Origin of the sequence: Sorangium sp. So ce1335, assembly GCF_051521615.1 — a bacterium.
Classification (GTDB): domain Bacteria; phylum Myxococcota_A; class Polyangia; order Polyangiales; family Polyangiaceae; genus Sorangium.
This window is the reverse complement of record NZ_CP150363.1, coordinates 7,394,156-7,416,875: the sequence shown is the minus strand read 5'-3', so window position 1 is coordinate 7,416,875 and position 22,720 is coordinate 7,394,156. Positions and strand designations below refer to the sequence as shown.

Genomic DNA, 22,720 nt, shown 5'->3' with positions numbered 1-22,720 from the left:
CGCGCGGCCTCGCGCCGACGGCGCGCGCACCTCGCGATCACCCTTGCGGGGACCACCCGAGCCCGCAGACAATCCTCGCGACGCCGCCTGCCCACGACTTCCTCGCGGGCCCGCCGTCCCCAATCCAATCGATGAGCTCCCTAGTCCCCGCCCACCAGCACCCCCTGCTGTACGCGATCTTCGTGCGTGTCTGGCTCCACGAGCTCTCGCGCGCCGCCAAGGCGAAGGTGACGCTCGCCAGCGTGCCCGACGCGGCGCTCGACCGGCTCGCCGCGCTCGGCGTCGACTACGTGTACCTGATGGGCGTCTGGACGCTCGGCCAGGAGGGCCCGCGCTTCTCGCTCACGAACCCGGACCTGCGCGCCGAGTACGACCGCGTGCTGCCGGACTGGGCCGAGGCCGACGTTGTAGGCTCGCCGTTCGCGGTCGCGCGCTACGAGGTGAGCCCCGCGTTCGGCGGCGACGCCGCGCTCGCGGACCTGCGCCGGCGCCTCGCCTCGCGCGGCATCGGGCTCATCCTCGACTTCGTCCCCAACCACGTCGCGCGCGATCACCACTGGGTGAAGGAGAAGCCGGAGTGCTTCATCGCCGGCGACGACGGCGCGCCGCTCAGCGGCCGCGACCCCTACATCCCGCCGTGGCCCGACACGGCCCAGCTCGACTACCGCCTCGCCGCGACGCGCGCCGCCTCGATCGAGGCGCTCCGCAGCGTCGCGTCGCGCTGCGACGGCGTGCGCTGCGACATGGCGATGCTCGTGCTCGACGACGTCTTCCGGCGCACGTGGTCGAAGCGGCCGCCCAAAGAGCGCAAGGCCGAGGCCACCGGCGAGTTCTGGGCCGAGGCCATCGACGCCGTCCGCCGCGACCACCCGAGCTTCGTCTTCATCGGCGAGGCCTTCTGGGATCTCGAGTGGCGCCTCCAGATGCTCGGGTTCGACTACACCTTCGACAAGAGCCTTTACGATCGGCTGAGCCACGCCTCCGCGTCCTCGGTCCGCGGCCACCTCGCGGCGACGCCCGACTACCAGCGGCGGAGCGTGCGGTTCATCGAGCACCACGACGAGCCGCGCATCGCGGCCGTGCTCCCGCCCGACCGCCGGCGCGCCGCGGAGTTCATCGCCGCGACGGTGCCCGGGATGCGGTTCATCCACCACGGCCAGCTCGAGGGCCGGACGGTGCGCGCCTCGCTGCACCTCGCGCGCGCGCCCGAGGAGCCGGTCGATCAGGCCTGCCTCGCCTTCCACGAGCGGCTCTTGTCGGCCGTGCGCCGCCCCATCCTGCGCACCGGCAGCTTCGCCACGCTCACCCCGCGCGGCCCGGGCGCCGACGCGTTCGTCGCCTACCGCTGGGAGCCGCTCCCGGCCTGCGGCGCGCCCCGGAGCGCGGCGCCGCTCGTGGCGGTCGTCAACTTCGCCCCGTCGCGCGGCGGCTGCCGCATCCCGCTCGACATCGCCGGCGTCGCGGGCCGCAAGGTGCTGCTCGTCGACCTCATGACCGGCAACGAGCACCCGCGCGACGGCGACGAGCTCGTCGACCAGGCGCGCGGCCTCGGCGTCGAGCTCCCCGCGTACGGCATCCACCTCTTCGAGATCCGCCGCTGAGCCGCGCGGCGCGCCCGAACCTTGCACCGAGGTCGTCATGCGTGATCCCGGCGTCGACGCGCCCTTCCGCCTCGTCACGATCCCGTTCAGCCACTTCTGCGAGAAGGCGCGGTGGGCGCTCGACCGCGCCGGCGTGCCGTACCGCGAGGACGCCTACCTCCCGCTCGCCCACGCGTTGCCCGCGCTGCGCGCCGGCGGGCGCCGCTCCGTGCCGGTGCTCGTCTCGCGGGCGGGCGCGCTCGGCGACTCGACCGACATCGTGCGCCACGCCGACGCGTTCGTCCCGTCGGAGCACGCGCTCTTCCCCGGCGGATCCGGCGCGCTCCGCGCCGAGATCGAGGCGCTCGAGGAGCGCTTCGATCGCGATCTCGGCCCCGCGACCCGCCGCGTCGTCTACTTTCACCTCCTGCCCGACGACGACGGCGCGTTCGCCGTGATGAGCCGGTCGTTCCAGGCGCGCGCGGCCGCCGGCGCGGCGCTGCCCTTCTGGTTCGGCCGCGGCGCCTTCCGCGCCTACTTCCCTGTCGCGCGCGCGATCATGCGGCGCGCGATGCGCATCGACGCCGCCGCCGCCGAGCGCTCGATGGGCAAGCTCCGCGCGGTCTTCGACCTCGTGAACGAGCGCCTGCGCGACGGGCGCCCGTTCCTCGTCGGCGACCGGCTCTCGGCCGCCGATCTCACCTTCGCCGCGCTCGCCGCCCCGGTGCTCGCGCCCGAGCACCACCCGACGCCGCTCCCGCCGCCCGGCGAGCTGCCGGCGGGGCTCCGCGGGCTCGTCGAGGCGCTCCGCGGCGAGCCGGCCGGCGCGTTCGTCCTGCGCCTGTACCGCGACCACCGACAGCACAAGGCCGGCCTCCGCGCGGCCGCGTGACGTCAGCCGCTCGCCGGCACGCCCGCGAGCAGATCCCGCACCGCCGGCCCCGCCTTCAACGGATCGCGGCGCGCGCCGAAGTACCGCGCGTGCTCCCGCGCCGCCGCGATCGCCGCCTCGGGGGCGAGGCCGTGCCGCGCGCGCAGCCACGCCGCGAGCACGATGCCCGCGCGGCCGCCGCCGGACGCGCAGTGCACGACGATCGGCGCGCCGCCGGCCTCCGCGCGCCGGAGCGCGGCGAGCGCGCGCTCCAGCGACCCGGGCGAGGGGAGCGCGCCCGCCTCGAGCGGCACGTGCGTCACGCGCAGGAACTCGCGCTGGTAGCGGCCGAGCAGCGGGATCCGGTGCAGCGCCAGCTCCCCCTCGTCGAGCAGGCAGAGCACCTCGCGGATGCCCTGCCGCGCCATGAAGCCGAGCCACGCCTCCACGGGCCCGTCGCTCGGATCGGGGGTCGTCGCGGAGCTCGGCGGCGGGAAGATCGACGGGCGGATCCCCGACGCGGACCAGAGCGCCATCCCGAAGCCGGGGCGCTCCGCGCCGTGCACGATGCGGTCGAGCGGCGACGCGGGCGCGAAGTTGAACGGCGCCGGCGTCGGTTGCTCCTGCTCGCTGCGGTAGTAGAGCTCGAACTCCTCGACCGACGCCTCGAGCTCCGGGTCGTCGATCGAGCCGGGCCGCGCGCGCCGCACCTCGGCGACGGCCTCGGCCGCCGAGCTGCCCAGCGACACGAGGCGGCACGCGAGCACCACGCCGGTGCGCCCGACGCCGCCCTCGCCGTGCACGGCGGTCGGCCGCGGCGCCCGGTCGAGGAACGCGACAGCGCGCAGCAGGTCGACGCTCGGGATGCGCGTGAAGTCGGCGAGGGGGCAGTGCAGGTGGATGAGCGACCCCAGCGCGTGCGGCGGCGGCGCGCGCCGCGACAGCGACACCAGGCTGCGGAACCCGAGCTCCGCGAGCTCCTCGAGCGCGCGCTCGGCGTGGGGGTACGCCATGCCCGCGAGCTCGCCGGGGATCACGAACGAGAAATTCTCGAGCTCGCTCATGGCCGCCACCCGGCGAGATCGGGGTCGATGGGGGTCGCGGCGCGCGCCTCGCGGTCGGGCGTGAGCCCGCGCCGGGCCACCCCGCCGCCGCGGGGCGCCTCGAGGCGCTCAGCGTCGCCGCGGGGCGGCGCGAGCCGGAGCTGCTCCGCGCCTTCGGGCCGCGGTCGTCGCCGTGCGCGCTGGCAAGCGAGGCGGCGGCCGGGGCGGCGGAGGCGGCGAGGCCGAGGCTCGCTGGAGGTCGTGGCCCTGGGCGCGAGAGCGTTCCGCATGGTGGGTCGGCATTGTAACGGCAGTTGACGGCCGCTTGGCAGTCGTCACCGCGGCCGGTTCGTCCTGGTCGCGGGGAGGGCGCCGCGGGGGGCGGGCCGCGTCGATCGCGCGTCGCTCCCGGTTCCCACGGCACCTTCCGGCGTGTATGAAGGGCCCGTGGTCCGCCATGCCCTTGCCCGGACGGCCGTCCTGCGCCCCGTGATGGTGGTCGCGCTCGGGCTCGGCGCGGCCTGCAGCGGCGCCGCGTCCCCGCCCGCGCCGCCGCCGTCCCCCGGCCAGCAGGCGCCCGCGGCGCTGGCCGCGCCCGCGGCGCCGCCCCAGGCCGCCCCCCGCCAGGCGGCGCCCGCCACGGGGGCCGAGGCGCAGGCCTTCTTCTCCGGCGTCGACAGGGACCTGCGCGCGCTGCGCCTGCGGTCCGCGCGCGCGGCCTGGGTCAACCAGACCTACCTCACGGACGACACCGACGCGCTCGCCGCCTCCGCCGAGGAGGAGATGATGGCGTACCTGAGCCGCACGATGAAGGCGGCGACGCGCTTCGATGGCCTCGCGCTGCCCCCGGATCTCGCGCGCCAGCGGACGCTCCTCAAGGTCTCGACCACCCTGCCTGCGCCGAGCGACCCGGCCGAGCGCGCGGAGCTCGCGGCGCTCGCGGTCGAGATGACCAGCCTGTACGGCAAGGGCAAGTATTGCCCGAAGGGCAAGCTGGGGCAGGCCGCGCGCGCGGCGACGGGAGGGGTCTCGGCGCCTGGTGTCGCGACGGGAAGCGCCGCGGCGGCGGGCGCCGCGGCCCGGGGCGGCGCCGCGGGCGCGGCGGCGCCGAAGTGCCTCGAGCTGAGCGACCTCTCCGAGGTCCTCAGGACCAGCCGCACCTGGGACGAGCTGCTCGAGGCGTGGGCGGGCTGGCACGCGATCGCGCCGCCCCTCCGGCCGAAGTTCGAGCGCTACGTCGCCCTGGGCAACAAGGGCGCCGCGGAGATCGGCTTCCCGGACGTCGGCGCGCTCTGGCGGGCCGGCTACGACATGACCCCCGAGGCGTTCGAGGCCGAGACCGACCGGCTCTGGGGCCAGCTGAAGCCGCTCTACGACGAGCTGCACTGCTACGTTCGCGCCAGGCTGCGCGCGACCTACGGGAAGGACAGGATCGGCGACAAGGCCCCGATCCCGGCCCACGTGCTCGGCAACATGTGGGCGCAGGAGTGGTCGCACGTCTACGCGCTCATGGAGCCGTACAAGGGCCAGCCGTCGCTCGACGTGACGCGGAAGATCAAGGCGAAGAAGCTCGACGAGAAGCAGATGGTCTCCCTCGGCGAGCGGTTCTTCACCTCGCTCGGCTTCGATCCGCTGCCGGCGACCTTCTGGGAACGATCGCTGTTCAAGAAGCCGGTCGACCGCGACGTGGTCTGCCACGCGAGCGCCTGGGACGTCGGCGATCGGGACGATCTCCGCATCAAGATGTGCATCGAGCCGACGGAGGAGGATCTCATCACGATCCACCACGAGCTCGGGCACGTCTATTATTATCATCAGTATCACGAGCTCCCGATCCTGTTCCAGTCGGGCGCCAACGAGGGCTTCCACGAGGGGATCGGGGACACGCTGGCCCTCTCGGTGACGCCGAGCTACCTGAAGACGCTGGGGCTCGTTGACAGGGTGCCCGAGGACGAGAAGGGGCTCATCAACTTCCTCTTCAAGAAGGCGCTCGACAAGATCGCGTTCCTGCCGTTCGGCAAGCTCATCGATCAATGGCGGTGGGACGTCTTCTCGGGCAAGACGAGGCCGGCCGACTACAACAAGGCGTGGTGGGCGCTGCGGCTGAAGTACCAGGGCGTCGCGCCGCCGGTGCCCCGCAGCGAGGCCGACTTCGACCCGGGGGCGAAGTACCACGTCGCGGCGGGCGTCACGTACACGCGCTACTTCCTCGCGCACATCTATCAGTTCCAGTTCCACCGCGCGCTGTGCAAGGCGGCCGGGCACACGGGGCCGCTCCACGCCTGCTCCATCCACGGCAGCGAGGCCGCCGGGGAGAAGCTGCGCGCCATGCTGTCGCTCGGCGCGAGCCGCCCGTGGCAGGAGGCGATGCAGGCGATGACGGGCGAGCGCGAGGCCGATGCTGGCGCGGTGCTTGAGTACTTCGAGCCGCTCCGGCGGTGGCTGAAGGAGCAGAACAAGAATGAAGTCTGTGGGTGGTAGTCGGGCGTAGGTGAGCTGTGCGCGTCTTCGTCGCTGTCGATCCGGGAGCCGAGCTCCTCGCCAAGGCTGGAGATCTCCTTCGGGAGCTCTCGCCCCGGGCTCCGTCCGCCAAGTGGGTGGAGCCTGCCGGGCTGCATATCACGCTCGCCTTCATGGGCGAGATCGGAGAGGAGCGCCTGCCGCTCGTCATCGCGGCGGCCGGGAGCGTCGCCGCCTTCCACAGGCCGCTCACGCTGCGCATCCAGAAGGGGGGCGCGTTCGGCACGCGGCGCCGCCCGCGCGTCCTGTGGCTCGGCGTGGGCGGCGACGTCCGCGCCCTCACCGCGATCCACCGCGACCTCGAGCAGACGCTCTCGATGTCGACGGGCTACGTGCCGGAGGACCGGCCGTTCGAGCCGCACCTCACCCTCGCCCGCTCGCGCGACCCGCGCGGCGATCCGGCGCTCGACGCGTGCGCCCAGGCGATCGGCGACGTCGACTTCGGCGACACGCGGATCGAGGAGATCATCGTCTACCAGAGCGAGCTGACCCCGAAGGGCGCGCGCTACACGGCGCTCGCGCGGGTGCCGCTCGAGGGGATCGGCGCCCCGGAGCCGGGGCGCTGAGCGTCGTCCCACGGATCAGGAGAGAGATTTCAACGCAAAGGCGCAAAGACGCAAAGGCGCAAAAAAAGAAATCTTTGCAGTTTTGCGTCTTTGCGTTGAATCTCTTTCGCTCTCGCGAGGCAGAGCCCTGGCAGGAGATCTGACCCCGAGGTGCTGGCCCGGGCGCCTCAGCGCTTGCGCGGCGTGGGCGCGGGCGCGGGGATGAGCCCGAGCCGCACCGCCTCCTTGTAGGCGAACGAGCGGCTCAGCCCGAGCAGCCGGCCGGCCATCGCGGCGTTACCGCCCGCCGCCCGGAAGGCGCGCGCGAACGCCTCGCGGCGCGCCCGCTCCAGCGCCTCGGCGAGCGGCTCCACGGGCGCCTCCGGCGGCGCGTCCGCGCGCCACAGCCGCGCTCCTCCGGCGGTCTCGACGAGCGGCGCGCCCGGGCAAACCAGCGCGCCGCGCTCGACGGCGTCGTCGCCGACGTCCACGTCCTCGCGGCGGAGGACGAGCGCCCTGCCGGCGGCGCCGGGGCCCTCGGCCATCGTGCGGCGCAGCACGGCGCGCTCCACGGCGTTCTTCAGCTCGCGCACGTTGCCCGGCCAGGCGCCCTGCGCGAGCGCGCGCAGCGCCGGCTCGGTGAGGTCCACGCGCGCGGCGCCGAGCTCGGCCGCGATCTCCGCGGCGAAGCGCTCGCAGAGCGCCGGGATGTCCTCGCGCCGCTCGCGCAGCGGGGGCACGCAGATCGGGTAGACCCAGAGCCGGTGGAACAGATCGGCGCGGAAGCGCCCCTCGGCGACCTCGCGCCGCAGATCGCGGTTCGTGGCCGCGATGACCCGCACGTCGACGCGGCGCGCGCGGTCCTCGCCCACGGGCTGGATCTCCCCCTCCTGCAGCGCGCGCAGGAGCTGCGCCTGCGCGGCCAGGGGGAGCTCGCCGATCTCGTCGAGGAAGATCGTCCCGCCGTGGGCCGCCTCGAACCTGCCGGCGCGCGCCGCCGTCGCGCCGGTGAAGGCTCCCTTTCGGTGGCCGAACAGCTCCGACTCGACGAGCTGCGCCGGGATCGCGGCGCAGTTGACGACGACGAGCGCCCGGGCCGCCCGGGGCGACCGCTCGTGCAGCGCGCGGGCGACGAGCTCCTTCCCCACGCCCGTCTCGCCCGTGACGAGCACCGGCACCGACAGCGGGGCGAGCACCTCGATCTCGCGCTCGACCCGCCGCATCGCGGCCGAGCGGCCGGGCAGCGCGGCGCCGGCCGCGCATCGCGCCTCTGCGGTGAGGGCCGGCTCCGCGCCCGCGTCGAGCCGCAGCGCGCCGGCGCAGAGCCCGGCGAACACGCGCGCGTCCTCGTCGCGGAGGCCGCGGAGGCCGTGGGGATCGCAGGCGTCCAGCGTGAGCAGCCCGGCAAGGCGGCCCTGGACGCGGAGCGGGACGGCCATGCAGGCGTGGATCGGGTGGATCTCGCCGGGGTTGCCGAGCAGCCAGCCGCTGTACGGGTCGGGCTCGCTCGGGTCGAGGAACCGGATCGGCCCGGCCGCCAGGGTCGCCCTGCGGAGCCGCGGGTGCTCCGCGGGCCGGAAGCTGAGCCCCAGGGCCGCCGGCGAGAGCCCGATCTGCGCGGCGACGTCGACCGAGCCGTCGGCCGCGGCCGTGAGCACCGACAGCGCGTCCGCCGCGGTCGCCCGCGCGAGCGCGCGCAGGATCCGCTGCAGCGCCTCGTCGCGGGCGGTCGCTTCGGACAGGCTGAGCACGGCGTCGAGCAGGGGCACGCAGGTTTCCTCGGGGGGACGGGGGAGGCTCCGGTTTCCTGCCGGAAACCACGGCAGGAGACAGCGTAACCACCGCAGGAAACACCGCAGGGTCGGCCGGGGCAAGCGCGCAGGCGGGGCGGCGCGCGATCGAGCGTGCGATCGAGCGCGCGAGCGACGACCGCGCACCGCGCGGCCGCACGCGGCCGCGGACCGGGTTTCCCCGAGGAGACCGCCGCGGGGCGTCCGGCCGCGTCGAGCCCGCGGGATCCGGCGGGAATCCGGCGGGAATCCGGCGGGAATCCGGCGGGATCGTCGCGATTGGCTGGCGGGGCGCCTCTGGCACGGCCCGTGCGAAGCCTGCGAGCCGACGGGCGAATCAGACGGTGAATCTTGTGGGCTTCACGTGAGCCGACGCTGTGACGCGGGCTGACGCGAGCTCACGCGAGCTGATCGCGAAGTGACGATCGAAGACGGCCTGCGCCCGGCGCAGCGCCCGGCTGGGAGGAATGTCATGGGACTGAACGTTGGCTTGCTGCGGGAGAGCTTCGAGCTCGTGCTCCAGAGGGAGCCCAACCTCACGCACCGTTTCTACGGGATCCTGTTCTCGCGCTACCCGCAGGTGCGGCCGCTCTTCGGGCGCAACAGCCGGGACCATCAGGAGAAGATGCTCGCGGAGGCGCTCGTCGCGGTCATGGACCGGCTGGAGGACGCGTCCTGGCTCGAGGAGAAGCTCATGGCGATGGGGGCCAAGCACGTCGACTACGGCGTCACGGACGAGATGTACCCCTGGGTCGCCGACGCGCTGATCACCGCCATGTCCGAGGTCGCCGGCGCGGACTGGACGCCGGCGCACAAGCAGGCCTGGTCGGACGCGCTCGGCGCGATCGCCTCGCTCATGCAGCGCGGGGCGCGGGAGCACGGCGGCGCGTCGCACGCGGCGCGGGCGGCGGGCCAGGCCGAAGGCGGCGTCACTCCCCCATCGCCTTGACGACGACGCGCTTGCGCCGCTTGCCGTCGAACTCCGCGTAGAAGATCTGCTGCCACGGGCCGAGGTCGAGCTTGCCCGCGGTGATCGGCACGATCACCTGGTGGTGCACGAGGATCGACTTGAGGTGGGCGTCGCCGTTGTCCTCGCCGGTCCTGTGGTGGTTGTAGTCGGGCCCCTCGGGAGCGAGCTCCTGGAGCCACGTCCAGATGTCCTCCCAGAGGCCCGGCTCGTGGTCGTTCACGAACACGCCGGCGGTGATGTGCATGGCGCTCACGAGCACCATTCCCTCCCGGATGCCGCTCGCGGCGACGACGGCCGCGACGCGGTCGGTGACGTTGATGAGCTCGCGCTTGGCCTTCGTCTCGAAGTAGAAATAGTCGGTCTTCGACTTCATGGCTCCTCCTGCGCGCCCCTCGCGGGCCGTGACGGGGCGCGCGCGATCAGCGACAGCGCGGTCGCGCCGCGGCCGCCTGCCCCCCGCGGGCGCGCGCCGGCTCGGGGGCTCCATAGCCCACCTGCCGGCCCGGCGCGAACCGCGTGCGGGCCGGGCGCGCGCAGGCTACGGTCGAGCGCCGTGAAGGCCGCGCGGCGCCGGTTGATCCTGGACATCGTGGCGACCGACGCGACGTTCGAGCGCACCGAGATCCGCGGCCAGGCGGCGTGGGTGGGCAAGTGCATCCACTGCCTGTCGCACGTCGTCGTCGGCCTCGACGGCGAGCCGATCCAGCGCGCGACGATAGAGCACATCGTCCCGCGCACGCACGGCGGCACCGACGCGCTCGACAACCTGGCGCTCGCGTGCGGCCGGTGCAACGCGCTGAAGGGCATGCGGCTCGACGTCCGGCGCCGCGACGACCCGAAGCTCGTCGCGGTGATCGAGCGGCTCAAGGAGCGCAAGGCGAGCCGCCGTCGCATCAGCGGGGCGTAGCGTCGCCGCGATCGAGCGGGGCGTGGCGCCGCGATCGAGCGGGGCGCAGCGCCGCCGCGATCAGGGGTAGAGCCGCTCGACGCGCCAGCCGTCGCCGTCGCGCAGGTAGACAACGCGGTCGTGCAGGCGGCTCTCCTGGCCGCGCCACAGCTCGACGCGCTCCGGCACGACCCGGTAGCCGCCCCAGAACGCCGGCCGGGGCACCGGCCGCCCCTCGAAGCGGGCCTCGATCTCGTCCACGCGCTCGATGAGCCGCTCGCGCGAGGGCAGCGGCGCGCTCTGCCGCGACGCCCACGCGCCGATCTGGCTGCCGCGGGGGCGCGTCGCGAAGTAGGCGTCCGACTCCGCCTCGCCGATCCGCTCCACGCGGCCCTCCACGCGGATCTGCTCCGCCGCCTTCGCCCAGTGGATGCACAGCGCGGCGAACGGGTTCGCCTCGAGCTCCGCCGCCTTGCGGCTCGCATAGTTGGTGAAGAACACGAACCCGCGATCGTCGATGCCCTTGAGCAGCACCATCCGCGCCGAGGGGCGCCCGGACGCGTCCGCGGTGGCCAGCGTCATGGCCGTCGCGTCGGTCGGTTCGGTGGTCTGCCGCAGCTCGAGGAGATCGCGCGCGAGGACGAGGGGATCGTTCGGCTCGGTGGTCATGGCGAAATTGCGGCATGCATATACAGGCGCGGGGCGCCCCTGGCGAACCCGAACGGTGCGCGAACGGTGCGCGAACGATGGGGGAACGATGGGGGAATGATGGGGGAACCGTACGGCAACGGCGCGCGGACAGTGCGCCGCGTCGCCCCGAGCCCGCGGCGTCGCTTCGCTTCCGGTTCCGCTCTGGTTCCGGTTTCGGTTCGGCTTCCGGATTCCGGGAAGGCTCGCGTTGTGGCCCACTCCCTGTTTTGATACTAGCGAGGAGCCAGAGCGAGGGCGTGCATGGTCGCACCGGTGAGCGTGGGGGACGTCCTCGCGGACAAATACGAGGTCGAGCGCGTCCTCGGTGAGGGCGGGATGGGCGTGGTCGTCGCCGCCCGCCATCTCCTGCTCGGCGAGCGGGTGGCCATCAAGTTCCTGCTGCCGAAGGCCCGCGAGCGCGCGGACCTCGTGGCGCGCTTCCTGCGCGAGGGGCAGGCCGCCGCGCGCATCCGGAGCGAGCACGTGACGCGCGTGTACGACGTCGGCACGCTCGCGCGCGGCGAGCCCTACCTCGTCATGGAGTACCTCGAGGGCACCGACCTGAAGGCGCTGCTGCGCGATCGCGGGCCGCTGCCGGTCGAGCTCGCCTGCGACTACCTGCTGCAGGCGTGCGAGGCGCTCGCGGAGGCGCACGCGCTGGGCATCGTCCACCGCGACCTCAAGCCGGGCAACCTGTTCCTGAGCCAGCGGGCCGACGGCAGCCCGCTCCTCAAGGTCATCGACTTCGGCATCTCCAAGATGGCCCTCGGGGCGGCCGAGTCCGCGGCGCCCAGGGAGCACGACATGACCGAGAGCTCCGCGATGCTGGGCTCTCCGCTCTACATGGCGCCGGAGCAGATGGTCTCCTCGAAGAACGTCGACGCGCGCGCCGACGTCTGGTCGATGGGCGCCATCCTTTACCAGCTCCTCACGGGCGCCATTCCCTTCCGGGGCGACTCGGTGATGGAGATCTACGACCGCATCCTGGAGGGGCCGCCGCGGCTCGGCGCCCTGCGCGCCGACGTGCCCGGGCGGATCGACTGGGTGGTGCAGCGCTGCCTGCAGAAGAGCCCCGCCGATCGCTTCGGCAACATCGCCGAGCTCGCCGCCGAGCTCGCCCCGTTCGCGCCGCCGCACGCGCAGCACCTCGCCGAGCGCGCCGCGCGCGTGCTGCGGGTCCGCCTCGACTCGATGACGGAGGGGGCTGCCGCCGGCGGCCGCTCGCTGGGGCCGCCGCGGGCCCCGCTCTCCACGGCGCCGGGGCCCCCCGGCGGGACGCCGCAGCCCGGTCGCAGCTCGAGCGGGCCGAGCGTGCCGGCCGGTTCCGCGTGGGGCGCGCCCACCGCGCTGCTGGCCGACGGCGCGGCCACGGATCGCTCCTGGGGCGGCACGCGCGCCTCGTCGGGCCGCCCCGGGGCGCGCGCCGTCGGGGTCGCGGCGGGCATCGCCGCGGCGCTCCTCGGCGCCGCGTGGCTCGCGTGGTTCGCGCTCCGCCCGCCCGCGTCGGACGCCGCGCCCGCTGCCTCCGTGGCTCCCTCGTCGGCGCCCGAGGCCCCGCCGCGCGCCGCGCCGTCGCCCGCGGTCGATCCCGCGGCCGGCGAGGCCCCCGGGCTCCTCGACGGCGGCCCCGCGCCGCAGGCAGGCGCGAGCGCGACGGCGCCGCCGTCGAGCGTGACGGTGCAGCCGAGCGCGAGCGCGACGGCGCAGCAGCCGCCGAGGGCGAGCGGATCTGCGGCGCCGAAGCCCGCCGCATCCGTCAGGGGTACGCGGCCGCCGGCGCGGCCCTCGGCGGCGCCAAGGCCCGCGGCGCCCCGGCCGCAAGACGAGCTCTTCTCCGATCCGCGATGACACAACGTGAGCCCAAGCGAGGTCCCGTCTTGCTCTGCCATCGTCGTCCGTCGAGCACCTGTCCGGAGGCCGGCCGCCGCGCAGCGGCCTCCAGCGCGCCTCCGATGACCGCCGGCGCGCCTCGCCGGGCGCTCGCGGTCCTGTCGGCGCTCGCCGCGCTCACCGCGCTCGCGCCGGCCGCGCGCGCCGCGGATCCCACCCCGGAGGAGCGCGCCGCCGCGGTTGCGCTGTTCGACGAGGGGCGCGCGCTGATGGCCGCGGGCAAGTACGCCGAGGCGTGCCCGAAGTTCGCGGAGAGCCACGGGATCGACCCGGGCATCGGCACCCTCTTCAACCTCTCGGATTGCCACGAGCGCACCGGCAGGACGGCCACGGCGTGGATCGGCTTCCGTGACGTCGCGGCCGCCTCGCTGTCGGCCGGGCAGCTCGAGCGCGAGCGGGTCGCGCGCGCCCGCGCCGCCGCGCTCGAGCCGCGGCTCTCGCGCCTGCAGATCGTTGTCCCGCCGGAGGCGGCGATCCCCGGCCTGGAGCTCACGCGCGACGGTGTCCCCGTGGGGCGCGCGCTCTGGGGGACGGCGGTGCCGCTCGACCCCGGCGAGCACCGGGTCGCGGCCGCGGCGCCCGGGTACAGGCCCTGGGAGACGAAGGTCGAGCTCGGGAAGCCTGGTGTCGTGAGCGTCACCGTGCCGGCGCTCGAGCGCGCGCCGGCGTCGAGCGCCGCCCCGGGGACGAGCAGCGCGCCGAAGGCGAGCGTCACGCCGCCGGTCCACCCGCCCGCGGCCGACGCGCCCGCGCCGCAGGGCGGGAGCGTCCGCAGGCCGATCGGCATGGTGGGGGTGGGGCTCGGCGTCGTCGGGCTCGGCGTGGGCACCGCGCTCGGCTTCATGGCCAAGTCGACCTTCGACAAGGCCACCGAGGGCGGCCACTGCAACGCGGCGGGCGAGTGCGTCGACCAGGAGGGCCTCGACCTGCGCGACGACGCGGTCGCGAAGGGCAACATCGGGACGGCGGTGTTCATCGCCGGGGCGGTCCTCGCCGCCGGCGGGGCGATCCTGTGGATCACCGCCCCCTCTGCGCCGCCCGCCGCGACGCCGTCCGCGCGCGGGCTGTCGGGCGGCGCGCCCTGGAGCGCGCGCCTCGGCATCGGCCCCGGGAGCGTGTGGATCGAGGGCAAGCTCTGATCGGAGCGCGGTGCGGGCGGCGCGCCCTCTTCCGAGCGCCCGGCGGATGTGCTTGGCTTGCCCCGCTCATCCAGGAGGAGCCATGAAGAATGTCTTGACGGTGCTCGTGGCGCTCGGCGCCGTGTCTCTCTTTGGCTGCGAGGACAAGCCCGCGCAGGTGGCGCCCGAGCCGCCGAAGGCCGCCGCCACGGCCGAGGCGGCGAAGCCCGCGGCCACGCTTGAGCCCGCGAAGGCGGCGCCGGTCGAGACCGCCAAGCCGGCGAGCACCGGCGGCTGGTGAACCGCGCGGCGGCGCGGACCGCCGCCCTGCGGCGCCGCGGGTCGCCGCCCTGTCGCCTCGACGCATGGACGCGGTGCGCCTCGCGCTAGCGCTCTCGCTCGCCCTCGCCGCCCTGGCCTGCGACGGCCGCCCCGCCGCGCCGGCCCCCGCCGGCGGCGCGCCGGATCCGCTCGAGCCGCTGCGGCAGCTCGAGGCGTCGCGCCGCGCCGCGACCGATTTCTCCCGCCAGCCCAGCTCCGACCGCCTCCACGGGCCCGACCCGATCGCGCTCCGCCCCGTGGATCCGCGGGGCCGCCCCGCCGCGCCGGGCGCTCCTGCGCTGCTCTCGCCGCTCCGCGGCCGCGACGCGCTCGTCCTGCTCGACGCGTCGCTGCGCGAGCTCTCCCGCGCCCCCGCGCCGGCCTCGCCGACGGGGGTCGCGGTCCTGCCCTCCGGCGAGGTCTTCGCGAGCGGCGAGGCGTCGCCCGCGCTCTTCCGCTACGCCCTCCGAGGCACCTCGATCGAGCCCTCCGGCCGCGTCGAGCTCGCCGGCGTCCGCGGCGTCCGCGACCTCGCCGCCGGCCCCGAGGGCGTCCTCTACGCGCTCGACGAGCGCGCCGGCGCGCTCGTCACGCTGCGCCCCGGCCCCGCCGGCGCGGACGGGCACCTCGCGCTCGAGCGCTGGGACGAGCCGATCGGCGCCGGTCCCTTCCGCGTCGTGCGCCTCGCGCGTCACCTCCTCGTCGGCTGCCTCCTCGACCACACGCTCGTCGTCCTCCCGGTCGGCCCGGACGGCCGCCCGCTCCCCGGCGGCGCGGCGCGCATCCGCCACGACGGCCCGATCTGGAGCTTCGACGCGCTCGAGACCGAAGGCGGCGGGCTCCTCCTGGCCGCCGGCGGGGTCGAGGATCACCCGCTCGACAGGACCGGCGGATCGTTCGGCTACATCGACTCGTTCGTCTTCCTCTACCGTGTCGCGACGGGCGCCCGGCCCGAGGTCGCGCGGCTCTCGGCCGTGAACGTCTCGGAGCACGGCGTCCTCACCCCGAAGGCGATCGCGATCTCGGCCGTCCCCGGCTCGGCCGACGTGCGCGTGATCGCGACCGGCTACGGCGGCGATCGCCGCGCCGAGCTCCTCTTCCGCGCCGCGGAGGCCGGCCTCTCGCCTGCGCCGGAGGTCTCCACCCGCCCGCTCGCCCCCGGCGTCGCCGCGATGGCCGCGCTCGGCGGCGGCGCGTTCGCCTACGCGGACCCCCTGCTCGACGCGTGGCTGCTCGACGCCGGCGGCGAGCTCGTGAAGCGGCCGGTCCACGACGGCGAGGACGCCCGCTCCGGGGAGGTCCGCCTGGGCGAGGCGCTCTTCTTCACGTCGCTGATGGCGCCCTGGAACAGGACCGACGGGCCGCTCAGCCGCTTCACCTGCGAGACGTGCCACTTCGAGGGCTACGTCGACGGCCGCACGCACCACACGGGCCGCGGCGACGTGCGCGCCACGACGAAGCCGCTGCTCGGCCTGTTCAACAACCGCCCCCACTTCTCGCGCGCCCTCGACCCGGATCTCACGACGGTCGCGGACAACGAGTTCCGCGTCGCGGGCGCGCTGAGCGGCCACGACCCGTGGTTCTCCCTCTCGCGCGAGGCCGCGCCGTGGCTCGTCGACCTCGGGGTCTTCGCCGGGCGCGATGGGCCTTCCGGGCGCGCCGAGCTCGCGCCCGAGGCGCTCCGCCGCGCGCTCATGAGCTTCCTCATGGAGCTCTCGCACCGCGCGAACCCCGCCGTCCTCGGCCGCACGGGCTTCACGCCGCTCGAGCGCGACGGCGCGCGGGTGTTCCGGGATCGCTGCGCGCGCTGCCACGCGCCCGTGCTCCGCAGCGACGATCCTGGCTCCGCGGTGCCGTTCGAGCGCTGGGAGGATCTCGTGCTCGCGCCCGAGGGGGCGATCGTGTGGGGGAGGGCCGGGTACGAGAAGACCGGCGTCGTCCCGTACGTGCACGAGCAGGGCGCGCGGGTGCCGTCGCTGCGGCGGCTCTACAAGAAGCGGCCGTACTTCACGAACGGCTCGGCGAGGACGCTGCGGGACGTGCTCGAGCGGGCGCGCTTCGCCGCGCCGGGCGGCCCTGGCGCCGCCGCCGCGCCGGGCACCGCCGCCGCGCCGGGCGCCGCCGCCGCGCCGGGCGCCGCCGCCGCGCCGGGCGCCTTCTTCCACGACGGCGCGCCCGCGGGCGAGGGCCTCGTCGCGCTGGATCCCGCCGCGATCGAGGCGCTCCTCGCCTTCCTCGATCTGCTCTGACCACCCCACCGCGGCACCCGATCGCGGTCCGGCCACCCCCGAGCCCGCCTGCGCGGATCCCGCAGCATCGCCCGGCGATCCGGGGTAAGGTAGGCAGACCAAGGCCATGCGACTTCACCCTACATTCCCCCGCCCGTCGGCGTCGGCCATCGACAAGGCGCGCCGGCTCCTGGAGCGCGCGCTTGGCCCCTCCAAGGTCATCACGTCGGCCGAGGGGTGCGCTGCCTACGCGGGGGACGAGTCGGATCAGCCGCCGGTGAGCCCGGATGCGGTCGTGCTCGCGTCCTCGGCGGCCGACATCGAGAAGGCGCTGCGGGCGGCGAGCGAGGCGGAGGTGCCGGTCGTGCCGCGCGCCGCCGGCAGCGGCAAGTCGGGCGGCGCGGTGCCCGTGGCGGGCGGGATCGTCATCGCCACGATCGGCATGAACTCCATCAAGGAGATCAGCCGCGAGGAGCAGGTCGCGGTCGTCGAGCCGGGCGTCATCCTCGCCGACCTGCACGCGGCGGTGGAGGCCGAGGGGCTCTTCTACCCGCCCGATCCGAACTCGTTCAAGATGTGCGCGCTCGGCGGCAACATCGCCGAGAACGCCGCCGGGCCGCGCGCCTTCAAGTACGGCCCCACGCGCGACTACGTCCTCGGCCTCGACGCGATCCTCGTCGACGGCACGCGCCTCCGCACCGGCCGGCGCACGGTGAAGGGCGTGACGGGCTACGATGTCACGGCGCTGCTCGTCGGCAGCGAGGGCACGCTGGCGATCACGACGGAGGCGACGCTCCGGCTCATCGCGAAGCCCCCGTCGGTCATGACGCTGCTCTGCCTCTTCCCGGACGTGCGCGCGAGCGGCCGCGCCGTGAGCGCGCTCGTCGCCGCCGGCGTCGTCCCGCGCTGCCTCGAGCTGCTCGACCGCCCGACGCTCGAGGCCGTCCGCGCGCGCGGCGTCGGTGTCGACGAGCGCGCGGGCGCGATGCTGATCATCGAGGTCGACGGCGAGCCCGCGGACTGCGAGGTCCAGACCGAGCGGGTGGGGCAGGTCTGCATGGACGCCGGGGCGCTCGACGTGCTCGTCGCGCAGGACAAGGCGCAGCGCGACCGGCTGTGGGAGGCGCGCCGCCAGCTCTCGCCGACGACGCGCGCGATGGCGCGCCACAAGATCTCGGAGGACGTCGTGGTCCCGCGCGACAAGATCCCGGCGCTGCTCGAGGAGGTCGCGGAGATCTCGGCGGCGACCGGCGTCCGCATGCTCACCTACGGCCACGCCGGCGACGGCAACCTCCACGTGAACCTGCTCTGGAACGACCCCGAGCTCGTGCCCCAGGTCGAGACGGCGCTGTCGCGCCTGTTCCACGCGGTGATCGGCATGCGCGGCACGCTGAGCGGCGAGCACGGCATCGGCACGTCCAAGGCCGAGTTCCTCGGGCTCGAGCAGTCTCCCGAGCTCATCGCGATCCAGAAGCGCATCAAGGCGGTGTTCGACCCGAAGGGCCTGCTCAACCCGCACAAGATCTTCCCCCGGCGCGCGCTCGAGGCGGCCGATCGCGACGGCGCGGCCGAGCGCGCGCCGGGGTTCCCGACGCGGGCCGTGGCGCCGTCGCACGGGGCGTGTTGACGCGATGAGGGTCCTCGGCATCGACCCCGGGTCGCGCCACCTCGGCTGGGGCCTGCTCGTGCGGCAGGGCACGCGCGTCGAGCACGTCGCGCACGGCGTCATCGACATCGACACGAGCGGGACGTTCGCCGGCCGGCTCGTGGAGATCGACGACGAGCTCGGCAAGGTGATCGCGTCGCTCGCGCCCGACGCGGCGGCGGTGGAGAGCCTGTTCTTCGCGAAGGACGCGCAGAGCGCGGCGAAGCTCGGCCACGCGCGCGGCGTCGTGCTGCTCCGGCTGGCGCGGGCCGGCCTGCCGATCGCGGAGTACCCGCCGGCGCTTGTGAAGCGGACGATCGTCGGCCGGGGCGCGGCCGACAAGGCGCAGGTGGCGCAGATCATGACGGCGGTCCTGCGCCTCGCCGCGCCGCCGCGGCCGGACGCCGCCGACGCGCTCGCCATCGCGATGACGCACCTCAGCGCCGCGGGCTTTGCCGCCGCGCTGGCGGCCTCGGGCGCGCCGGCCCCGTCCCGGTCCCGGCCGCGCCGGGCGCGCCTGGCCTGACGTGGGGCCCCCGGGCGCGGCGTCGTGGGCGAGCGTCGTGGCCGATCGCCCGTCCGCGGCGCGCGGCGCGGCGGCTGAACGTTGCCGCGGCTCCTCGCGTCGACGCGGGTCTGCCGGGCGCCGCCTGGGCGGTCCTGTCGCACACACCGTGTGCTATGGAGCCTGCATTGGACGCGCCCGCGCCGCGTCCAAGAGGAAAACGGTGCGGCGCGCCCCGGCTTCAGCGAGGGCGACGGCCGCCGGGGGAGCCGGCGATCACCACCGGCGCCCCCGTCTCACGGAGCGCGGAGGCAGCACGCCTCCGGACATCAAAGGAGATCGGGAAGGATGACGCGAACCTCACTTTACCGCCTGGCCGCTGCTTGCCTCCTCGGGCTGACGGTGCCCTTCACGGTCGTCGTCGCGACCGCCGGCGAGTCCCAGGCAGCGGGCCCCACCGCCGAAGAGCTCGGCAGGCGCGTCCAGCAGTTCTACGACTCCACGAAGACCTTCAAGGCGACCTTCACGCAGACCTACACGATCAAGGTCCAGGACGTGAAGAAGGTGTCCACCGGCAAGGTGACCTTCGAGAAGCCCGGCAAGATGAGCTGGATCTACGACGCGCCGAACGGAAACCGCGTCGTCTCCGACGGCGTGACGATCAAGGTCTACGAGAAGGACAACGAGCAGATGTTCGAGACGCCGGTGAAGGGCTCGCAGTACCCGGCGGCGCTCGCGTTCCTGATGGGCAAGGGGCAGCTCACGAAGGATTTCTCTCTGCGCCTGCTCGACCCTGCGCAGATGAAGTTCGAGGGCGGCTATGTCCTCGAGGGGACGCCGAAGGAGGCGACCCCTGCCTATCAGAAGATGCTGCTTTACGTCGACGGGCAGACAAACCAGGTCCGTCGCGTGCTGATCCTCGACGCGCAGGGCAACCGGAACCGGTTCGACTTCTCGGCGCCGGTCGTCAACCAGCCTGTCGCGAAGGGCGAGTTCGATTTCACGCCCCCTCCCGGCACGCGCGTCGTCCGCCCCTGACGTCATCCGCTTCACGCACCGTTCTCACCTCGGCGGTGAGCGCCGCCAGGTCGGGCTCCTCGAGCCCCTGACGCCACTTCCTCCACGCACCGTCCTCACGCAGGTTCGCTCGCGCGGACCGCGGCCGTCGCCACGGAAACCGCCGTCGTCGGCTCGCGTCAACGCGCGTCCGATCGCGTCAGCGTCGAGGAAGCCGAGGAAGCGGAGCGTCACCGCGCCCGTGCACGTCGCCGGCCGCGCGGGACGCCGATGGCGCCGGGAGATATGCCCGGCGCGTCCCCGGCGTGGTAGAAATATCAAGTGATGCTTCGATTCCACGCGCGCGGGCGGCAGGTCCGAGACGGCGGTTGCCGGTCGCGGATCGTGGCCGTTGCTCGCGGCGCCGTGCGTGGGGTGGGCGTTCGTATCGGCCGGACGGTCCCCCGCTGTCACGAGGACATCGCGAGCGCGCTCGATCCATGAACAACCGCCACGGACACCGTCCCGATTTCCCCGGCGCGCAGCAGCAACCCCGGCCGGCGGAGCGCGCGACCGAGCACGCTCGCCCTGGCGGCGGGCAGGTCCCCGCGGGCTATCCGGCGCGCGGCGCGGGGCACGTCCCAGCGGCAGAGCCGCCGCGCTGGCCGCAGGGGTACGGTCAAGGCCCGCAGGGCCACGGTCATGGCCCGCAGGGGTACGGTCAAGGCCCGCAGGGCCACGGTCAAGGCCCGCAGGGCCACGGTCAAGGCCCGCAGGGGTACGGTCACGGCCCGCAGGGCCACGGCTACGGCCATGGGCCGCAGGGGTACGGTCACGGCCCGCAGGGCCACGGCTACGGCCATGGGCCGCAGGGCCATGGTCACGGCCCGCAGGTGCACGGATTGCCGGGCCGTGCGCCGATGCCGGCGCAGGGCCATGTACCGCAGCACGGCGCTCCCGTGCAGCACGGCCTCCCTGCGCGTTCCCTGCAGGGGCCCGGGCCGCACGGCGCCCTGCAGCCTGCGGTCGCGAATTCGCCGGCCGGCTACCCTGTCGTCATCCGGGGCGCGCGCAGGCCCGACCCGGACCGGCGGCGGCGCATCGTCGGGCTGTGGTTGTGGGCCAACGGCATCATCGCGGGCGCGGTGCTCAACGTGATCTTCGCGCTCTTCGGCGTGCTCGGGTCCGGGGGGAGCATGCTGGGCGCCATGGTCGTCGGAGCGCTCTTCGCGTTCCCGCCGCTCGTCATCTACCTCTTCGTCCCGATGATCATCGATCGGTACGACCCGGAGCCGTGGTGGTGCCTGCTGATGGCGTTCCTCTGGGGCGCGCTCGCGGCGACCGGCTTCTCGATCCTGATCAACACCGGCGTTCACGTCGGCGTCGCCAGCAGCTTCGGCGAGCCGGTGGGCGAGCTCGTCAGCGCGTCGATCAGCGCGCCGTTCGCGGAGGAGCTCTTCAAGGGGCTCGGCGTGTTCGGCTTCTTCTACTTCCTGCGCCGGGAGTTCGACGGCATCGTCGACGGCATCATCTACGCCACCTTCTGCGCGCTCGGGTTCGCCGCGGTGGAGAACGTGCTCTACTACGCGCGCGCCGCGATGCAGGGCAGCGACGTGCTCGCCGGCACCTTCGTCCTGCGTGGCGTGTTCACGCCCTGGCTTCACCCGCTGTTCACGTCGATGACCGGGATCGGCTTCGGGCTCGCGCGCGAGTCGTCGAGGACCTGGGTGCGCGTCGCGGCCCCCATCGGTGGTTACCTGCTCGGCGTCGCGCTGCACGCGGTGTGGAACTTCCTCCCGACCGCGCTGGGGCGCGCGATGGGGGACATCTTCATGCCGTGGCTCCTGCTCTGGCTGTGCTTCGTCGCGTCGTTCTTCGGCATCATCGTGGCGCTCGTCATCCGCAAGGGCTGGGTGATCCGCGATCATCTGCGCGACGAGGTCGCGCTCGGCATGCTCACCCAGGACGAGCTGGAGCTCGTCTGCTCGCCCATCGGTCGGCTCCGGTGCACCCTGGGCTGGCGCGGGGCCACCGGCCGGAGCTTCATCCGCGCCGGCGCCCGCCTCGCGCTCAGCAAGTGGCACACGGCGCGCGCGCTGGAGGGGCGGAACCGGACGCTGAGCGCCGATTTCATCGGCCCGCTCCGCGACGAGATCGCGCAGCTCAGGCAGGAGCTCCTCGCGCGAGCCCCTCGCTAGCGCAACAAGCGGGTTGAACCCGCCTGAAACGAGCAGAATTTCGAACCGCCAAGGCGCCAAGGACGCCAAGGCGCCAAGGACGCCAAGGCGCCAAGGACGCCAAGGCGCCAAGGACGCCAAGGACGCCAAGGACGCCAGTGTATCGTCCTCTTCTTGGCGTCCTCGGCGCCTTGGCGGTTCATTTCTCGCTCGAGCAACGCGATCGGTGCTCTTGCGCTGCTCTCGCGCCGTGCCGCGCGACGTGTTCCCTCGCTAGGGGTCGGGCAGTTCGGCAGGGCCTCGCGGCCGCGCAGGTCAGTTCTGCGAGCCGTTCGACTCGTCGGCGCTCGGGCGCGCGGCTGCCTGGGCCGCTCGATCCTCGCGCCGCTGCACGGGTTTCGCGGGGATGCCGACGACCGTCGTGTTCGGCGCGACGTCGTGAACGACCACGGCGTTGGCGCCGATCCTGGCGCCGTCGCCGACCGTGACACCGCCGACGATCTTCGCGCCCGCGCCGATGAAGAGGTCGCTCCCGAGCACCGGCGTCTGCCGCCGATCGGCGCCGATCGTCACCTGGTGCTCGATCAGCACGTTGGACCCGCCGCGGACGTTGCCGTTGATGACGACGCCGTTCGAGTGGATGAGCACGAAGCCCGGACCGAAATCCGCGCCGCGCCCGATGACGCAGCCGCCGGCGAGGTTCGTCGCCTTGTTGAGCACCATCTCGAGCACCGGCATCCGGTGGGCCCGCGCGGCCTGCGTGAACCGGTAGAGCACCATCGCCGCCGTGCCGTCGGTCGCCAGCGTCTTCAGGATCGTCGGCGATGATGCGCTGCCGTAGCACCAGGCCGCCTTCTGGCGCACGTCGGCCGCGATGAGTCGCAAGGTTCGCAGCATCGCGACGAGGATAGCGCATCCCGCCCCGCCCGTGCGACCTTTCGCGGC

The 22,720-nt window shown here is 74.4% G+C and carries 19 protein-coding genes; 14 read left to right on the top strand and 5 right to left on the bottom strand.

Annotated elements, in window-relative coordinates; translation table 11 throughout:
- Window positions 1–131: 131 nt before the first annotated feature.
- Window positions 132–1,601: an alpha-amylase family glycosyl hydrolase gene (locus WMF24_RS27370; RefSeq protein WP_437730338.1), complete on the top strand. Its 1,470-nt coding sequence runs from the start codon at window positions 132–134 to the stop codon at window positions 1,599–1,601.
- A 37-nt stretch (window positions 1,602–1,638) separates the two neighbouring features.
- Window positions 1,639–2,472, top strand: a complete 834-nt coding sequence (locus WMF24_RS27365; protein ID WP_437730337.1) for a glutathione S-transferase family protein — start codon at window positions 1,639–1,641, stop codon at window positions 2,470–2,472.
- A gap of 2 nt (window positions 2,473–2,474) precedes the next feature.
- Here WMF24_RS27365 and WMF24_RS27360 read toward each other — a convergent pair whose 3' ends face one another.
- Window positions 2,475–3,515: a phosphatase domain-containing protein gene (locus WMF24_RS27360; protein ID WP_437730336.1), complete on the bottom strand. Its 1,041-nt coding sequence runs from the start codon at window positions 3,513–3,515 to the stop codon at window positions 2,475–2,477.
- 471 nt (window positions 3,516–3,986) lie between these two features.
- On the opposite strand from WMF24_RS27360, the gene WMF24_RS27355 reads away from it, so the two are divergent.
- Entirely contained in the window at window positions 3,987–5,975 is a 1,989-nt protein-coding gene (locus tag WMF24_RS27355; protein ID WP_437738862.1) for a M2 family metallopeptidase, read from the top strand.
- A 17-nt stretch (window positions 5,976–5,992) separates the two neighbouring features.
- Window positions 5,993–6,580: an RNA 2',3'-cyclic phosphodiesterase gene (thpR, locus tag WMF24_RS27350; protein WP_437730335.1), complete on the top strand. Its 588-nt coding sequence runs from the start codon at window positions 5,993–5,995 to the stop codon at window positions 6,578–6,580.
- A gap of 167 nt (window positions 6,581–6,747) precedes the next feature.
- Here the strand turns inward: thpR and norR are convergent, their stop codons facing one another.
- Window positions 6,748–8,328, bottom strand: a complete 1,581-nt coding sequence (norR, locus tag WMF24_RS27345; protein ID WP_437730334.1) for a nitric oxide reductase transcriptional regulator NorR — start codon at window positions 8,326–8,328, stop codon at window positions 6,748–6,750.
- A 493-nt stretch (window positions 8,329–8,821) separates the two neighbouring features.
- Between norR and WMF24_RS27340 the strand changes: the two genes are divergently transcribed.
- Window positions 8,822–9,298: a globin domain-containing protein gene (locus tag WMF24_RS27340; protein WP_437730333.1), complete on the top strand. Its 477-nt coding sequence runs from the start codon at window positions 8,822–8,824 to the stop codon at window positions 9,296–9,298.
- Here WMF24_RS27340 and WMF24_RS27335 read toward each other — a convergent pair.
- The gene (locus tag WMF24_RS27335) at window positions 9,279–9,692 is read right to left on the bottom strand and encodes a secondary thiamine-phosphate synthase enzyme YjbQ (RefSeq protein WP_437730332.1); all 414 of its coding nucleotides are present in this window, start codon (window positions 9,690–9,692) and stop codon (window positions 9,279–9,281) included. The two genes, WMF24_RS27340 and WMF24_RS27335, sit on opposite strands and share 20 nt — an antisense overlap.
- A 180-nt stretch (window positions 9,693–9,872) precedes the next feature.
- Here WMF24_RS27335 and WMF24_RS27330 point away from each other — a divergent pair, with 180 nt between their 5' ends.
- The gene (locus WMF24_RS27330; protein ID WP_437730331.1) at window positions 9,873–10,226 is read left to right on the top strand and encodes an HNH endonuclease; all 354 of its coding nucleotides are present in this window, start codon (window positions 9,873–9,875) and stop codon (window positions 10,224–10,226) included.
- A 60-nt stretch (window positions 10,227–10,286) separates the two neighbouring features.
- Here WMF24_RS27330 and pdxH read toward each other — a convergent pair whose 3' ends face one another.
- Window positions 10,287–10,874, bottom strand: a complete 588-nt coding sequence (gene pdxH / locus WMF24_RS27325) for a pyridoxamine 5'-phosphate oxidase (RefSeq protein WP_437730330.1) — start codon at window positions 10,872–10,874, stop codon at window positions 10,287–10,289.
- 282 nt (window positions 10,875–11,156) lie between these two features.
- On the opposite strand from pdxH, the gene WMF24_RS27320 reads away from it, so the two are divergent.
- The 8 genes from WMF24_RS27320 (at window position 11,157) to WMF24_RS27285 (ending at window position 21,796) form a co-directional block, all read left to right on the top strand.
- Complete coding sequence (locus WMF24_RS27320) at window positions 11,157–12,743, top strand: serine/threonine-protein kinase (protein WP_437730329.1); 1,587 nt, start codon at window positions 11,157–11,159, stop codon at window positions 12,741–12,743.
- Between the two features lie 104 nt (window positions 12,744–12,847).
- Window positions 12,848–13,924, top strand: a complete 1,077-nt coding sequence (locus WMF24_RS27315) for a hypothetical protein (protein WP_437730328.1) — start codon at window positions 12,848–12,850, stop codon at window positions 13,922–13,924.
- Between the two features lie 82 nt (window positions 13,925–14,006).
- Window positions 14,007–14,204: a hypothetical protein gene (locus tag WMF24_RS27310; protein ID WP_437730327.1), complete on the top strand. Its 198-nt coding sequence runs from the start codon at window positions 14,007–14,009 to the stop codon at window positions 14,202–14,204.
- A gap of 64 nt (window positions 14,205–14,268) precedes the next feature.
- The gene (locus WMF24_RS27305) at window positions 14,269–16,473 is read left to right on the top strand and encodes a hypothetical protein (RefSeq protein WP_437730326.1); all 2,205 of its coding nucleotides are present in this window, start codon (window positions 14,269–14,271) and stop codon (window positions 16,471–16,473) included.
- A gap of 106 nt (window positions 16,474–16,579) precedes the next feature.
- Window positions 16,580–18,079 carry an FAD-binding oxidoreductase gene (locus tag WMF24_RS27300; protein ID WP_437730325.1) on the top strand — a complete coding sequence of 500 codons (1,500 nt, stop codon included), beginning with the start codon at window positions 16,580–16,582 and terminating at the stop codon, window positions 18,077–18,079.
- A 4-nt stretch (window positions 18,080–18,083) separates the two neighbouring features.
- Window positions 18,084–18,623, top strand: a complete 540-nt coding sequence (ruvC, locus tag WMF24_RS27295; RefSeq protein ID WP_437730324.1) for a crossover junction endodeoxyribonuclease RuvC — start codon at window positions 18,084–18,086, stop codon at window positions 18,621–18,623.
- A 327-nt stretch (window positions 18,624–18,950) separates the two neighbouring features.
- A complete protein-coding gene (locus tag WMF24_RS27290; protein ID WP_437730323.1) occupies window positions 18,951–19,640 on the top strand; it encodes a LolA family protein in 690 nt (229 codons plus the stop codon).
- A gap of 458 nt (window positions 19,641–20,098) precedes the next feature.
- On the top strand, window positions 20,099–21,796 hold the full coding sequence (locus WMF24_RS27285) for a PrsW family intramembrane metalloprotease (protein ID WP_437730322.1): 1,698 nt from the start codon (window positions 20,099–20,101) through the stop codon (window positions 21,794–21,796).
- Window positions 21,797–22,090: 294 nt separating this feature from the next.
- Here WMF24_RS27285 and WMF24_RS27280 read toward each other — a convergent pair whose 3' ends face one another.
- Complete coding sequence (locus WMF24_RS27280; RefSeq protein ID WP_437730321.1) at window positions 22,091–22,672, bottom strand: serine O-acetyltransferase; 582 nt, start codon at window positions 22,670–22,672, stop codon at window positions 22,091–22,093.
- Window positions 22,673–22,720: the final 48 nt, after the last annotated feature.

Bases quoted from the DNA above. Each gene is read 5' to 3' on its own strand.
- WMF24_RS27360 (WP_437730336.1), bottom strand. From the start codon at position 3,515: ATGAGCGAGCTCGAGAATTTCTCGTTCGTGATCCCCGGCGAGCTCGCG.
- WMF24_RS27340 (WP_437730333.1), top strand. From the start codon at position 8,822: ATGGGACTGAACGTTGGCTTGCTGCGGGAGAGCTTCGAGCTCGTGCTC.
- pdxH (WP_437730330.1), bottom strand. From the start codon at position 10,874: ATGACCACCGAGCCGAACGATCCCCTCGTCCTCGCGCGCGATCTCCTC.
- WMF24_RS27305 (WP_437730326.1), top strand. From the start codon at position 14,269: ATGGACGCGGTGCGCCTCGCGCTAGCGCTCTCGCTCGCCCTCGCCGCC.
- WMF24_RS27285 (WP_437730322.1), top strand. From the start codon at position 20,099: ATGAACAACCGCCACGGACACCGTCCCGATTTCCCCGGCGCGCAGCAG.
- WMF24_RS27335 (WP_437730332.1), bottom strand. From the start codon at position 9,692: ATGAAGTCGAAGACCGACTATTTCTACTTCGAGACGAAGGCCAAGCGC.
- ruvC (WP_437730324.1), top strand. From the start codon at position 18,084: ATGAGGGTCCTCGGCATCGACCCCGGGTCGCGCCACCTCGGCTGGGGC.
- WMF24_RS27355 (WP_437738862.1), top strand. From the start codon at position 3,987: ATGGTGGTCGCGCTCGGGCTCGGCGCGGCCTGCAGCGGCGCCGCGTCC.
- WMF24_RS27290 (WP_437730323.1), top strand. From the start codon at position 18,951: ATGACGCGAACCTCACTTTACCGCCTGGCCGCTGCTTGCCTCCTCGGG.
- WMF24_RS27370 (WP_437730338.1), top strand. From the start codon at position 132: ATGAGCTCCCTAGTCCCCGCCCACCAGCACCCCCTGCTGTACGCGATC.
- WMF24_RS27315 (WP_437730328.1), top strand. From the start codon at position 12,848: ATGACCGCCGGCGCGCCTCGCCGGGCGCTCGCGGTCCTGTCGGCGCTC.
- WMF24_RS27310 (WP_437730327.1), top strand. From the start codon at position 14,007: ATGAAGAATGTCTTGACGGTGCTCGTGGCGCTCGGCGCCGTGTCTCTC.
- WMF24_RS27300 (WP_437730325.1), top strand. From the start codon at position 16,580: ATGCGACTTCACCCTACATTCCCCCGCCCGTCGGCGTCGGCCATCGAC.
- WMF24_RS27365 (WP_437730337.1), top strand. From the start codon at position 1,639: ATGCGTGATCCCGGCGTCGACGCGCCCTTCCGCCTCGTCACGATCCCG.
- WMF24_RS27320 (WP_437730329.1), top strand. From the start codon at position 11,157: ATGGTCGCACCGGTGAGCGTGGGGGACGTCCTCGCGGACAAATACGAG.
- WMF24_RS27280 (WP_437730321.1), bottom strand. From the start codon at position 22,672: ATGCTGCGAACCTTGCGACTCATCGCGGCCGACGTGCGCCAGAAGGCG.